This window comes from Xanthomonas sp. NCPPB 3218, from assembly GCF_056725185.1.
On sequence record NZ_CM161516.1, the window covers coordinates 1,053,760 to 1,067,034 of the forward strand.

13 protein-coding genes are annotated in these 13,275 nt (G+C 66.0%); 4 read left to right on the forward strand and 9 right to left on the reverse strand.

Annotated features, from left to right (window positions below; translation table 11 throughout):
- Positions 1–124: 124 nt before the first annotated feature.
- Complete coding sequence (locus tag AC1PLS_RS04485; protein ID WP_024938271.1) at positions 125–799, reverse strand: GntR family transcriptional regulator; 675 nt, start codon at positions 797–799, stop codon at positions 125–127.
- A 235-nt stretch (positions 800–1,034) separates the two neighbouring features.
- On the opposite strand from AC1PLS_RS04485, the gene AC1PLS_RS04490 reads away from it, so the two are divergent.
- The 3 genes from AC1PLS_RS04490 to AC1PLS_RS04500 all read left to right on the forward strand — a co-directional run bounded on the left by AC1PLS_RS04490 (position 1,035) and on the right by AC1PLS_RS04500 (position 3,378).
- Positions 1,035–1,940 carry a gallate dioxygenase gene (locus tag AC1PLS_RS04490; protein ID WP_184432025.1) on the forward strand — a complete coding sequence of 302 codons (906 nt, stop codon included), beginning with the start codon at positions 1,035–1,037 and terminating at the stop codon, positions 1,938–1,940.
- Between the two features lie 10 nt (positions 1,941–1,950).
- Complete coding sequence (locus AC1PLS_RS04495) at positions 1,951–2,310, forward strand: protocatechuate 3,4-dioxygenase subunit alpha (RefSeq protein ID WP_016900752.1); 360 nt, start codon at positions 1,951–1,953, stop codon at positions 2,308–2,310.
- Between the two features lie 66 nt (positions 2,311–2,376).
- Positions 2,377–3,378, forward strand: coding sequence for a LysR substrate-binding domain-containing protein (locus tag AC1PLS_RS04500; protein WP_016900751.1), 1,002 nt, complete (start codon positions 2,377–2,379; stop codon positions 3,376–3,378).
- A 195-nt stretch (positions 3,379–3,573) separates the two neighbouring features.
- Here AC1PLS_RS04500 and AC1PLS_RS04505 read toward each other — a convergent pair whose 3' ends face one another.
- The 7 genes from AC1PLS_RS04505 to AC1PLS_RS04535 all read right to left on the reverse strand — a co-directional run bounded on the left by AC1PLS_RS04505 (position 3,574) and on the right by AC1PLS_RS04535 (position 10,559).
- A complete protein-coding gene (locus AC1PLS_RS04505; RefSeq protein WP_184432023.1) occupies positions 3,574–5,052 on the reverse strand; it encodes an AMP-binding protein in 1,479 nt (492 codons plus the stop codon).
- Positions 5,053–5,256: 204 nt separating this feature from the next.
- On the reverse strand, positions 5,257–6,726 hold the full coding sequence (locus AC1PLS_RS04510) for an aldehyde dehydrogenase (RefSeq protein ID WP_167763023.1): 1,470 nt from the start codon (positions 6,724–6,726) through the stop codon (positions 5,257–5,259).
- Positions 6,727–6,809: 83 nt separating this feature from the next.
- Positions 6,810–7,637: a p-hydroxycinnamoyl CoA hydratase/lyase gene (locus AC1PLS_RS04515; protein WP_016900748.1), complete on the reverse strand. Its 828-nt coding sequence runs from the start codon at positions 7,635–7,637 to the stop codon at positions 6,810–6,812.
- Between the two features lie 34 nt (positions 7,638–7,671).
- Positions 7,672–8,145 carry a MarR family winged helix-turn-helix transcriptional regulator gene (locus AC1PLS_RS04520; RefSeq protein WP_481104249.1) on the reverse strand — a complete coding sequence of 158 codons (474 nt, stop codon included), beginning with the start codon at positions 8,143–8,145 and terminating at the stop codon, positions 7,672–7,674.
- A 145-nt stretch (positions 8,146–8,290) separates the two neighbouring features.
- The gene (locus tag AC1PLS_RS04525) at positions 8,291–8,686 is read right to left on the reverse strand and encodes an EF-hand domain-containing protein (protein ID WP_104608416.1); all 396 of its coding nucleotides are present in this window, start codon (positions 8,684–8,686) and stop codon (positions 8,291–8,293) included.
- A gap of 166 nt (positions 8,687–8,852) precedes the next feature.
- Positions 8,853–9,575: a hypothetical protein gene (locus AC1PLS_RS04530; RefSeq protein WP_016900745.1), complete on the reverse strand. Its 723-nt coding sequence runs from the start codon at positions 9,573–9,575 to the stop codon at positions 8,853–8,855.
- 81 nt (positions 9,576–9,656) lie between these two features.
- Complete coding sequence (locus AC1PLS_RS04535; RefSeq protein ID WP_184432021.1) at positions 9,657–10,559, reverse strand: SMP-30/gluconolactonase/LRE family protein; 903 nt, start codon at positions 10,557–10,559, stop codon at positions 9,657–9,659.
- A gap of 259 nt (positions 10,560–10,818) precedes the next feature.
- Between AC1PLS_RS04535 and AC1PLS_RS04540 the strand changes: the two genes are divergently transcribed.
- Positions 10,819–11,928 carry a Gfo/Idh/MocA family protein gene (locus AC1PLS_RS04540; RefSeq protein WP_039530564.1) on the forward strand — a complete coding sequence of 370 codons (1,110 nt, stop codon included), beginning with the start codon at positions 10,819–10,821 and terminating at the stop codon, positions 11,926–11,928.
- A gap of 303 nt (positions 11,929–12,231) precedes the next feature.
- On the opposite strand, the gene rlmM is transcribed toward AC1PLS_RS04540, so the two are convergent.
- Entirely contained in the window at positions 12,232–13,275 is a 1,044-nt protein-coding gene (rlmM, locus tag AC1PLS_RS04545) for a 23S rRNA (cytidine(2498)-2'-O)-methyltransferase RlmM (protein WP_184432019.1), read from the reverse strand.

A 13,275-nucleotide genomic window follows, 5' to 3' on the forward strand; every position in this document is an offset into this window, starting at 1 on the left:
TGCAGGCAACGCTGCATGCAGCGCAAGCCCGGGTAGTCCTACGTTCGAGTTCTGAGCTATGCAGGCTGCTGCGCCAGACCAGGCCTCGCCAGTGCACGCTGTCCGCGCCAAACCCGTGCGCGCGTCAGATGCCCATGCTGTGGCGCTGGGTATTGGCATGCTCGCGGAACAACAGCTCGGCACGCGCGCCATCGCGTTGTTCGATGGCCGAGACGATGGCGCCGTGCTGCCGATGCCCGTAGTACAGATCGTCGTAGGCCAGGGTGGGCGAGCGTTGGCCGAACACCACATTGACCGGGCTGACGAAGGGCACCACGGTGCACCGGTCCACGGTCTCGGTCAGGATCGGCTTGTTGGCGGCCACCACGATGGCACGGTGGAAGCGGGCATTCATCGCGCCATAGGCCTGCTCGTCGTCGGCATCCAGGCTGCGCGAGGCCAGGATCCGGTCGCCTTCGCCCAGACAGGCATGCAGCGTGGCCAGCAACGCAGCCGAGGCGCCCTGTTCGGCGACGGCGCGTGCGGCCATGCCTTCCATCAGGGCACGCACCGCCAGGGCGTCCAGGCTTTCCTGCTGGCTGAAACGTCGCACCGCATAGCCGCGGTTGCCGGCCTGCACCAGCAGGCCTTCCTGGCACAGCGCCGGCAGGGCCTGACGGATGGGGGTGCGCGAGATGGCCAGTCGTTCGGCCAGCGCGGCCTCGGTGATGCGCTCACCGGGGGCGAAGGTGCCGCACAGGATCAGTTCGCGTAGCTGCTGGACCGCTTGCAATCGGTGGTTGTTCGCCATTGGCTCCATTCTCTCGCGCCGTACCGCAGCGCACGTTCCTTCGACGGGGAAAACTCGCAAAACCGGTATAAAAACCTTGCAGATGAGAGCGCTTGGTGGCACTTTGGATCCCAAGGATACCGTTTTGGCGGTCCGGAGTGGCTGGTCGGCGTTGTTGGGATCCCATGGCGGGACGGATTTCGACTCAATCAATGGTGCGCACCCGGCCAGGGAAAGTGGCCGGCGTGCATCGCAGGAGTGCAGCATGGCAAGCATCATCGGCGGCATCGGAACCTCGCACGTTCCCACCATCGGGGTGGCCTACGACAAGGGCAAACAGCAGGATCCGTTGTGGAAGCCGTTGTTCGACGGCTACACACCGGTGGCTGCCTGGTTGGCCGAGCAGCAGGTAGACGTGCTGGTGTTCTTCTACAACGACCATTGCACGACGTTCTTCTTCGACCTGTATCCGACCTTCGCCCTGGGCATCGGCGAGCGCTTCCCGGTGGCCGACGAAGGCGCAGGGCTGCGCAACCTGCCGCCGATCCGCGGCGATGTGCAATTGCAGGCGCATATCGCCGAATGTCTGGTCAACGACGAGTTCGATCTGACTGTCTTTCAGGACAAGCCGATCGACCATGGCTGCGCGGCGCCGCTGCCGTTGCTGTGGCCGCACGTGCCGGACTGGCCGGGCACGGTGGTGCCGATCGCGATCAACGTGCTGCAGTACCCGCTGCCGACCGCGCGCCGCTGCTACCGCCTGGGCCAGGCGGTGCGGCGGGCGATCGAATCCTATCCGGAAGATCTCAGGGTGGTGGTGGTGGGCACCGGCGGGCTGTCGCACCAGATCCACGGCGAGCGCACCGGTTTCAACAACACCGACTGGGACATGGAATTTCTGGACCGCTTCCAGCATGCGCCGGAAACGCTGACCGATCTCACCCACACCGATTACGTGCGCCTGGGTGGCGCCGAGAGCGTGGAGCAGATCATGTGGCTGGCGATGCGTGGCGCGCTGGGCGGGCCGATCCGCAAGCTGCATCAGAACTACTACCTGATGACCACCACCGCGATGACGGTAGTGTTGTACGAGCCGGGCGTCGAAGCCGCTGACGCGCCGTCTTCGGCGCAGTTGCTCGCGCACGCCACGTCTACCGCGAATGCTGCATGAGGGCCGGCCGATGAATCCGCAAGTACAGGGCATGGAGCAGATCGGCGGCACTTACCTGTTCGATCTGCGCACCAGCAACCGCGCGTTGCGCATCAACCGATTCTTCTGGCATATGATCCGCGCCCCATGGCGCGATCGCTTTCTCGAAGATTCCGAAACCCTGATGCAGGAAGCCGGCCTCACCGAGCATGAAAAGGCGCTGATCCGTGCACGCGACTGGCTCGGGCTGGTGCAGTACGGCGCCAACTTCTTCGTCATCGAAAAATTTGCCCGCGTGGTGCGCATGACCAATCTGCAGGTCTACGCCATCATGCGTGGCGAATCCTTCGAAGATTTCATGCAGACCCGGCGTGTACCCGATGCACGCTGAGCTGCAGGCGGCGGCCTGGTGCCGTCCCGCCGCATTCCCCGACTTCCCAACGTAAGGTCTACCCCCATGACCATGTCCTCCGTGTTCTTCGAACACCGCATCAAGGTCCGGCATCTACGTGTCATCGAGGCGCTGGACCGGCAGAAAAGCCTGCTCCGCGCCTCACGCGTGTTGAACGTCACCCAGCCCGCATTGACGCGTGCCCTGCAGGAGATCGAAGAGATCGTCGGCGCGCCGCTGTTCGAGCGCCATTCGCGCGGCGTGCGCCCCAATGCGATGGGCGAGGTGCTGGTACAGACCGCGCATGTCGTGCTCGGCCAGTTGCGCCGCGCGCAGGACACCTTCGAAGGGCTGCTGCAGGACGACGCGCTTACCATCACCGTGGGCGCGTTGCCGGTCGCCGCCAGCGGCCTGTTGCCGGCCGTGCTGGCCGCCTTGTATCGCGCCGAACCCACGCTGCGGGTACGCCTGCTGCACGGACGCACCGACGAACTGCTGCCCAAGCTGGCCGGTAACGAGATCGACCTGGTGGTGGGCCGGCTGTATCCGTTGGCCCGCTACGACGCGTTGATCCGCAAGGTGCTGTACCAGGACCCGATCGCGCTGGTGGCGCGCAGCGATCACCCCCTGTTTGCCAACGGCCAGGTGCGCATCGCCGAAGCCGCTGCGTATCGCCAGGTGCTGCCGACACTCAGCCAGCATGTCGAGCGCGACGTGGCGCAGGTGATGCGCGAGCACGGGCTGGCCACGCGCGATCAGCTGCGTTCCAGTTCGGCCAGCTTCACCCGCGAGATCCTGCTCGGCACCGACAGCATCGCGGTGATGCCGAGCATGATGGTGGCCGGGGATATCGCACGCGGCGAGCTGCGCGCCTTCCAGCTGCAGCAGCCCTCGCAGGCGCGCGCAGGCGGGGTGATCTATCGCGATGGCAGTGCCATCCACAAGCCCGGCGTGCGCCTGTTGATGCGCGAACTGGAACACCAGTTGGCGGTCATGGCCGAGCAGGGAGCGGTGTGGGTGGACGACCAGATCAGCGAGGACAACCTGTTGCTGGGCGAGTCCGCCTGATCGATTGAGCGCGGCATGCGCGGCGCAAGCCGCTGCCGTGTCGCGATGGCGCTGGAGTGCGGCATGCACGCAATGGGCAGCTCAGGCTGCCCGTTGTGCTGTCTGGCATCGGCCGCTGCCGTGTCGCTGGTGTGGCAGGGCAGCAGCCTGCGCGTCACTGCCGGCTGCTCGCGGCGCAATCCACATCCGGGCGCATCACGCTTCGGTAGCCAGGGCATCTTTCAGGCGCGCCTTCTGCAGCTTGCCGGTCGCGGTGCGCGGCAGCGCCTCGACCACGCGCAGGTGTTTGGGCACCTTGTATTTGGCCAGCCGTTCGATCAGATAGGCGCGGATCTGCTCCAGATCCGGCGTCTCGTCGGCCGGCACGATCGCCAGGTAGCCCACCTCTCCCCATTGCGGGTCGGCGATCCCCACCACTGCGCATTCGCGCACCTGCGGGTGATCGGCAAGCAGCGCTTCGATCTCGGCCGGATACACGTTCTCGCCGCCGGAAATGAACATGTCCTTCTTGCGATCGACGACCCAGAAGAACCCGTCGGCATCGCGCCGCACGATGTCGCCGGTGCGGAACCAGCCGTGCTCGTCGAGCGCAGCGGCGCTTGCCTGCGGGTCGCGCCAGTAGCCGGGGCTGAGGTTGGCGCCGCGCAACAACAGCTCGCCGGGCACGCCGACCGGGCAGTCGTTGCCATCGCCATCGACCACGCGCGTCTGCACTGCAGGGGTCGAAATGCCGACCGCGCCCAGCTTGTCGCGGATCACCGCGCAGTCCACCGACATGCCGAACACCGTGCCGGCCTCGCTCATGCCGAAGCCGCTGACCATCGGCACACCGTCGTCCAGCCAGCCGAGCAGGTCATCGCTGGCGTGCGGCGCGCCGCCGCTGACCAGCGCGGTGAGATGCCGCAGCGACGCCGCGTCGAAACCGGGCTGGCTGCGGAAGGCCTGCATCATCTGCGGCACACCGACGTAATGGGTGATGCCCAGCGACTGGTCGCTCAGCCAGGCCAGCGTGCGCCTGGGCTCGAAGCCATTGGAGACCTGGATCGAGCCGCCCACCGCCAGCACCGGGCGCACGTTGGTGGCCAGGCCGATGATGTGGAACATCGGCGCTTCGCACAGGAAACTGCTGCCGGCATCCACGCGCGTGGTGACGCCGAAGTTGTGCGCCACCTGCTGCAGGTTCTGCTCGCTCAGCATCACGCCTTTGGGCTGGCCGGAGGTGCCGGAGGTAAACAGGATCAGGCTGATGCGTTCGGGTGGAATCGACCCGGTGTCCGCCGGTTCGAGCGTGTTCGCCGCATCGACGAAGTCGGCCAGCGAGGCGACATCGGCGCGCCCTGCCGCAACGTCGTCGCCCAACAGCAGGCGTGGCTCGGCGCGCTGCAGCAATGCATCCAGTTCGGCCGTGCTCAGCCGCCAGTTCAGCGGCACATAAATGGCGCCGACGCGTCCGCAGGCGAAATGCAGCGCCACCTGCCAGACCGAATTGCGCGCCAGCACGGCGAGCCGTTCGCCATCGATGCAGCCGCGCGCCTGCAGCAAGGCGGCCAGACGGCCGATCAAGACATCCAGTTCTGCGTACGTCCATTGCCGGTCCTGCAGCAGGTCGCGGGCGGCAAGCCGGTGTGGGGTAAGGCGGGCGTGGAAGGAGATCGAGTCGGTCGGCATGGTCATGGCGCTGTCTTCCGAATGCAGATTGGGGGAGTGACTGGCGTGAGTGCGACGGCTGCGGCTGAAGGTTGACGCGTGTGCGAAAACACCTGGCGAACGTTCACCAGAAAGTGCGGACACACCGCAGGAACCGATGGACAAGGCAGTGCCTGTCGCATCGCGTTGCGACCGCGCTCTGGTGATTGCGCGGTCGGTGGGCTGAAGGGCCTAACTGAGATAGATGGTCTTGGTTTCGAGGAAGGCGTGCAGCCCTTCGATGCCGCCTTCGCGGCCGATCCCGGAATGTTTGACCCCGCCGAACGGCATGTCGAAGTCCACCCACATGCCATTGATCGAATGACTGCCGCTGCGCACGCGGCGGGCGATGCGGTAGGCGCGATCGGGGTCCTCGCTGTAGACCGTGCCGTGCAGGCCGAAGTCACTGGCATTGACCTTGGCGATCAGGTCGGCCTCGTCGTGGTAATCGATGAAGCTCACCACCGGGCCGAAGATCTCTTCGCGGGCGATGGTCATGTCCGGCGTCACCCCGGCAAACACCGTCGGCTCGATGAAGAAGCCGCGCGGCAGATGCGTCGGGCGGCCGCCGCCCATGACCAGGCGCGCGCCCTCGGCGCGGCCTTGTGCGATGTAGGACTGCACGCGCTCGAGCTGGCGGCCAAGCGCCAACGGGCCCATGCCGGTCTCCGCTGCGAACGGGTCGCCCAGCTTGAGCGCGCCCACGGCCGCGCAGTACGCCTGCAGGATCTGGTCGCGTCGCTGCGCCGGCACCAGCACCCGGGTGAGCGCGAAGCACACCTGGCCGGTGATCGGCATCGAGTAGGGCACCAGGCTGGGCAGCAGCTTGGCGATGTCTGCATCGTCCAGCACGATCGCGGCCGACTTGCCGCCCAGCTCCAGCCCGACCCGCGCCAGCCGCTCGGCGCAGGCCACCCCGATCAGCCGCCCGGCCTGGGTGGAACCGGTGAAACTCACCTTGTCCACCTGCGGATGGCGGATCAGCTGTTCGCCGACCTCGCGACCGCCCGGCAGCAGATTGAACACGCCATCGGGTACGCCGGCGGCGCTGATGCATTCGGCCAGGATGTAGGCATCGATCGGCGTTTCCGGTGAGGGTTTGGCCACCACCGTGCAACCGGCCGCCAGGGCCGCAGCGACCTTGTAGCAGAGCAACACCAGCGGTGCGTTCCAGGGAGTGATCGTGGCGACCACGCCCACCGGCTCCTGCACGATATGCACGCGGCCGCCGTTGGCACGTGCACGCGGCTCCACGAATGGGTGGGTTGCGATCAGGTCGCCGTAATAGTCGAACAGGCCGGGTGCCTGCTGCGAGGCGCGGCGACTGAAGCCGATGGTGGCGCCGACCTGTCCGGTCCAGGCTTCGGCCAGCTCCGGCAGGCGCGCACGCAGCTGTGCGGCCACGCGCTTGAGCACGACGCCACGCTCTTGCGGCGATAGCTGCGGCCAGGGGCCGCTGTCGAACGCGGCACGCGCGGCGGCGATGGCCGCCTCGGTGTCTGCCGGCGAGGGCTCGGTGTAGCGCAGCAGGCGTTGTTCGGTGTGCGGGGCAATCACATCGACGTCGCGATCGCCGCTGCTTGCGCGCCATTGGCCGTCGATGAACAGGCCCAACGGCCCACGCGCAGCGATCCCGCGCAGGGTTGCGGACAAGGCTTCCATACTCCCTCCTCGGTGCAGAAAACCACTGGCAGCGCCAGCGATGCGCGTGCGGCGCGCATCGCTTCAGGCGCCGTAGGACGTGCTCAGGCGCTGTTTTTGGTCAGGTCGTATTCGCCCAGGCCAGGCTTGTAGCTCTTCTCGTCGATGAACTGACGGATGCCTTCCTTGCGGGCGTTGTTGTCGAACGAATTGGCCGCTTCCTGCATGCGCACCAAGTAATCTTCGGCTTCGTCGTAGGTCATGGTGCCGACGCGGCGCACTGCGTCCTTTGCATACTTCAGCGCGACCGGATTCTTCTTGAGCAGTAACTGGGCCACTTCGCGGGTGCGTGCTTCCAGCCGTTCCAGCGGCACGCTTTCGTTGACCAGGCGCCATTCGGCGGCCTTCTTGCCGTCGACCATCTCGCCGGTCAGCGTCATCCACATCGCATCGCGCATGGACAGCAGTTCCACCGCGACCTTGGTGACGCCGCCGCCGGGCAGGATGCCCCAGTTGATTTCCGACAGGCCGAACTGCGCCTCGTCGGCGGCGATCGCCAGGTCGCAGGCGAACAACGGCCCGAAACCGCCACCGAAGCACCAGCCGTTGACCATCGCGATGGTGGGTTTCTGGTACCAGCGCAGGCGGCGGAACCAGCCGTAGGATTCGCGCTGCGAGCGACGCACGCCGCGCAGGCCCTGGGCCTCGGTTTCGCGGAAGTATTCCTTCAGATCCATGCCGGCCGACCAGGCGGTGCCTTCGCCACCGAGTACCAGCACGCCGACGTTGTCGTCGAATTCCAGCTCGTCCAGTACGTCCATCATGCGGCGGTTGAGCGCCGGGCTCATCGCATTGCGTTTGTCGGGGCGTGCGAACTTCACCCAGGCAATGCGGTTTTCGATGCGGACCGATACCACGTCATGCTCGTTCAAGCGGCGTCTCCTTCGAGTCGGTACAGAGTGGAAATCACAGTTCTTCGGCGAGCGCGGCGTCCGGCACGTTTGCCCGTTCCAACGTGGCGCTGGCGTTCAACTTGCAGAGCAGGCGCAGCAAGGTCTGCTGCTCGCTGGCCTGCAGGCCGGTGCAGGTGCGCGCGACCGCCCGCGCCAGGCAGCCCTGCGCGGTGCCGAGCGTGCGCTCGCCAAGCGGGGTGAGGTACAGGCCCTTGCTGCGTCGGTCGCGGCCGGCCAGGCGCTCGATCAGGCCCTGCTCGGCCAGTGCGTTGGCGATCTTCATGCCGGCAGCGCGATTGACCAGCAGGCGGTTGCCCAGTTCGGTCTGGTCGCAGCCGGGCTGGTCGCGGATGTGGATCAAGGCGGTGACGCGCGCCGGGGTCAGATGCAGTTCGGCCAGTTCCTGGCGCGCGGCATGGCTGGAGGCCAGGGTTGCCAGTTGCAATTGATAGCCAAGGTCTGCGGCAAGGGTCAGGCGAGCGCTCATCGATCCATCCAAATTGTATCCGTTAAATACAATCTAGCCGACCGAAGCGGGCACTGCAAGAGGTTGTGGCGGTCATAAACGAAGGGCCGTGCGCGCCTGCGTAGCGCGGGTGCGCGCGGCCCTGTTTGCGATGCTGCCGAATGACTTACCGGATCAGCCAGCCGGCCAGCTGTTCGCGGCTCAGGTGGCCGCTGTGCTGGGTGTCGAGCGCGTCGAATTCATCGGCCAGTGCCGGGTTGGCCTGTGCCTCGGCGCGGCTGATGCTGCCGTCGCCGTCGGTATCCATGGCCTGGAAGTCGATGCGGTAGCTGCCGACCACGCTGTTGGGCTGGATCGAGCGCACGATCACGCTGGACTCGCCGCGCGGGCGTTCCAGCTGGGCCTGATGGGTGACCTCGCCGCTGGACAGCGGCTGGGTGCGAATCACATTGGGTACGTCGATCAGCGGCATGCTGCTGGCCGGCGTTGGCGCCTGTTGCGCGAGCGCGTGGCCGCCAAGCAACAGCAATACGGAAAACGAAACGGTACGAACGGTAGTCATCAGATCCCCCTGATGTGGAACAGCCCGCAAGCATAGAGGCTGTCGGGCGTCCTGAGGTGTGCAACGTGCGCTTGGGCTGACGGCAGTGCAGCGTGCGCGATGCGGCATCGGCAACCGGAACCCATGGCCGCAGCGCACCGTCGCACGCCGCATCCAGGACAGCGGCTCAGCCGGGGATGAATGGAAACACGATCTTCAACAAGCCCTTCAGACCGCCCTCGGCAGTGCTGGCCACGGCCTTGGCGCCCAGGCTGTTGAGCGCGCGCCGTACGTCTTCCCAACGCACCTGCGCGATGTCCTTCTTCAACAGGTCCGCCACTTCTTCGGCGGTGGGCGTGAGCTTTTGCAGTTCGCGCACGGTGGCCTGCGGGTCCGGTTGCAGATAGCCCCAGCGCTCGGCGACTTTCAGCAGCGTGTCGAAGCGTACCGCGACCACTTCGCGATTGCGCTCGTACACCGGCAAGGCACCCACATCCAGGATGGCCTGTTCGAATTGCTGCGCATCGTCCGGGTGCTCGATGCGTACCGCCAGAAAGCCTTCCTTGCGGCTACGCTCGCTGACGTGCTTGGCACCGGAGCGCAGGTTGTCTTCGGTGAGCACGTTGGCGACGATGCGCTGCATTGCCGCGTCGCCTTCCTCGGGTACCAGCGAGCGCCAGCGCGCATAGCCGTCACGACGCAGCGCCTTGACCTTGGCCGAGGTCACCCGCAGCTGCAGCGCGACCATCGCGTTGGAGCTGTTGCGTGAGATGGCGCCGTCGCGTTCGAGCAGCACGAAGATCAGCAATTCCAGATCGCGCTTGGTCAGCGATTGGAATCCCTGCAGCAGGGTCAGGCGCAGGAATTCGTTGCCGAAGGCAGCCGCGTCCTTGAGTTCGATCGGTTGCATGGGGAGTCCTCCACGGGTGACCTGCAGGATGCCAGGACGCTGTTGCGCGACCTGAGAACCGTTGCGACGCGCGCAGCAGTTTCAGCGTCCGGTTTCGCGGCCCGGACGATCGGACCTGAACGTTTCAACTGCGCCACGATCCTGCAAGGTGACGAACACCTGTTTGCCATCGGTGCCGCCGAACGCGACGTTGCTGGCCTTGCGGCCTTTCAACGCGACCGTGCGCAGCAACTTGCCCTGCGGCGAGACCACCGCGATCTGCCCGGCATCGTAGCGGGCGATATAGAGGTTGCCGTCGGCATCGCAACGCATGCCATCCATGCCGAAGTCCGGGAAGCTGATCAGCAGGCGCTTGTTGCGCAGGCCGCCGTCGACGCGGTCGTATACCCATACCTTGCGCGACATGCTTTCGTTGACGTACAGATGCTTGCCGTCGGGGCTGACGTCCAACCCGTTGGGCGTGGTCATGCCCGATTCCATCAACGCGACGACGCCCTCGCGGCTGATGTGCCACAGGCGGCCGCTGTTGTCCTTCCAGTTCGGGTCGCTTGCATAGAAGCTGCCATCGGGCGCAATCGCCAGATCGTTGGGGCCGTCGGCGTCGGGCAGCGAGGCGAAGGTGCTGACCGCACGCGTCTGCAGGTTCACCTGCAGGATCTTGTGGCCGGTGAAGTCGGCCACGTACATCGTCCCGTCGCGGAAGCGGATGCCATTGCCGGTACTGCCCACGGGCAGGGTCACGAAGACCTCTGCCTTGGCGCTGCCATCGGCGTGCAGGGCAATGCGCGCGATGGTGCCGTCCTTGCCCAGATTCACCGCATAGAGCGCGCCATCCGGTCCGGCGGCAGGACCTTCGGCATTGTGGGTGAAGGTGCCGTCGCCGATCAGGTCGCGCGCAACGAAGGGCGCATCGGCAGCGGTCGCCAGCGAGCTGGACAACAGCAACGCCAATGGCAGGAAACGGCAGCGGACGACAGCGGTCATGCGGCATGCTCCAGATGGGATCGTTGCCAGTGTGCCAGAACGTGCGCAGCGGCCATGGCGGTGATCACGCACGATCAAGTAAGGTGCCCGGGCAGCATTGGCCGACGAGCGACCAACAGCAGCACTGCGCCCATCTGCGGGCAGTGTGAGTGGGCGCGGTGCGGCATGTACCCACTGACACTCCCTGTGAGTGTGTCGTCGTCGCTGACGACCGCATGCGATGGTGTCAGCCGCTCTCAATCTTGCCAAGGAGGTTTGCATGTCCGTGGAATCGATCACACGTCGCCGTTTGCTCGCCGCGTTCGGCAGTGCCGGCATCCTGCTTGCTGCGCCCGGCTGGGCATTGCCGAAGAAAAAGCCGGGCAAACCGCTCAACGTGGCGTTGGCCGGCCTGGGCAGTTATGCCAGCGAACAGCTCGCGCCGGGCCTGGCGTTGACCAAGCATTGCAAGCTGGCCGGCATCGTCACCGGCACGCCCGCGAAGATTCCGCAGTGGCAGGCCAAGTACGGCATCGCCGATCGCAATGTCTATAACTACGAGAACTTCGACCGGATCGCCGACAACGACGACATCGACGTGGTGTACATCGTCACCCCAACCCATCTGCATGCGCCGCTGACGCTGCGCGCGGCGGCGGCCGGCAAGCACGTCTGGTGCGAAAAGCCGATGGCGATGCATGCCGGCGAATGCGAGGCGATGATCGCGGCGTGCAAGCGCAACAAGGTGGCGCTGACCATCGGTTACCGCATGCAGCACGAACCCAACACGCGTCGCCTGATCGCGATGGCCAGCGAGAAGCCGTTCGGCGCGATGCAGCGTGTGCGCGCCGAGGCCGGGTACAACGGCTATCACGATGCGACCAAGGCCGACCGTCCGTGGCGCTTGCGCTCCCAGTTCGGCGGCGGGGCGATGTACGACATGGGCGTGTACCCGCTCAACGCCGCGCGCTACACGGTGGGCAGCGAGCCGTTGGCCGTGACCGCCAAGCGCTGGACCGATCGCCCCGAGCTGTTCGACGAAGTCGACGAGCATATGGACTTCACCCTGGAATTTCCGAACGCGGTGCGTGCCGAGTGCAAGACCAGCTTCGGCAACAACATGAATGTGCTGCGTGCCGAATGCGAACGCGGCTGGTACGAGTTGTCGCCGTTCCAGAGCTACCAGGGCGTGACCGGCAAGGCCAGCGACGGGCGCGTGTTCGACGCCAAGGTGCCGCACCAGCAGGCACTGCAGATGGACGAGGACGCGCTGGCGATCATCAATGGCACCCCGCTGCGCGCGCCCGGCGAAGAAGGCCTGCGCGACATCCGCATCGTCGATGCGATCTACCGCTCGGCCCGTGAGGGCAGCAAGCGAATCGTGCTCTGATCGCGCCTAAGCTCCGTCAATCGACGGAGCTGCCCGCCGAAGCGAAACGAGCAGGCTGGCGCGCACCAGCCTGCCACGATGAAATTCCCACATGCCGTGCAGTCCAGCACCGAAAGCGGCTACCGATCAATCACGCCGGATTGCCATCAGTGCGACTGGCGCAGGTGAATCACCACACCAGCTCCCGCGATACCCGCCAGCACCCACCGCAATAACAACGCCACCAATCCGCGCTTTTACGATTCCCGATTCCCGATTCCCAGCTCTTACGATTCCCCAATCCCGATTCCCGATTCCCCGCTCTCAACCCCGCATCGCCAACACCGTGATCTCCTCACGATCGTGATACAGCTGCTTGGCACGCACGATCAGCGATTTCTCGGCCTGCTGCTCGAACAGGTCCAGGCACAGGCGGGTCTCGTCCCAGCGCTTTTTCATCGGCAGCTTGAGGTTGAAGATGGTGTTGCGGCACCAGCCTTCGCGGATCCAGGTGGCCATGCGTTCGGCCACGCGGCGCGGTTGCTCGACCATGTCGCAGACCATCCAGTCCAGTGCCTGCGCAGGCTTCCAATGGAAGCCGTCGGCACGCAGATGCTCGACCAGGCCGGTCTCCAGCACGTGCTCGCGTAGCGGGCCGTTGTCGACGCTGGTGACATGCAGGTGCTGGCGGGTGAGCACCCAGGTCCAGCCGCCGGGGGCTGCGCCCAGGTCGGCGGCGCGCATGCCGGGCTTGACCAGCGCTTCGCGTTCGTCCGGTGCGAGCAGGGTGAGCAGGGCTTCGTCGAGCTTGAGCGCCGAGCGCGATGGCGCCTCCGGCAACAGCTTCAAACGTGGAATGCCCAGAGGCCAGGGCGCGCTGTCGGCACTGTCGGCCACTGCCAGCAAGGCGTGGTCGCCATCGAGAAAACAGATATGCAGCCGTGCCAGGCGCGGCTGCGGCTTGTCGGTGAGCAGGCCGGCCTTGCGCAAGGCCGGACGCAAGGCGTTGCCGAAGCTGCGTGCCAGCCCTGCCAGCGGCTTGCCCGCGTCCGAATCCGGGTGTTCCACCCACAGATCGCCGAAACGCGGCTGGCCTTCCAGTGCGGCCAGGATCGGCGTGATGCGGTCCTTGGGGTCGATGCCCTTGAGTTCGGCAATCACCACCAGCTTCTGCCGCGCGAAGATCAACTCACGCCAGTGCAGCCTGGCAGCCAGTTGTGTGGCCTCATCGCAGACGAACAGCACATAGCCGTCGTTGCGCTGGGTACGCGCATAGCCGGCGATGCCGACGAATGCGGCGCGCGCGCTCAACTCGGCGGCCAGCTCCGGCTCGAAGCCCTGGCGGCAGTAACACAGCAGGCCGCTCAT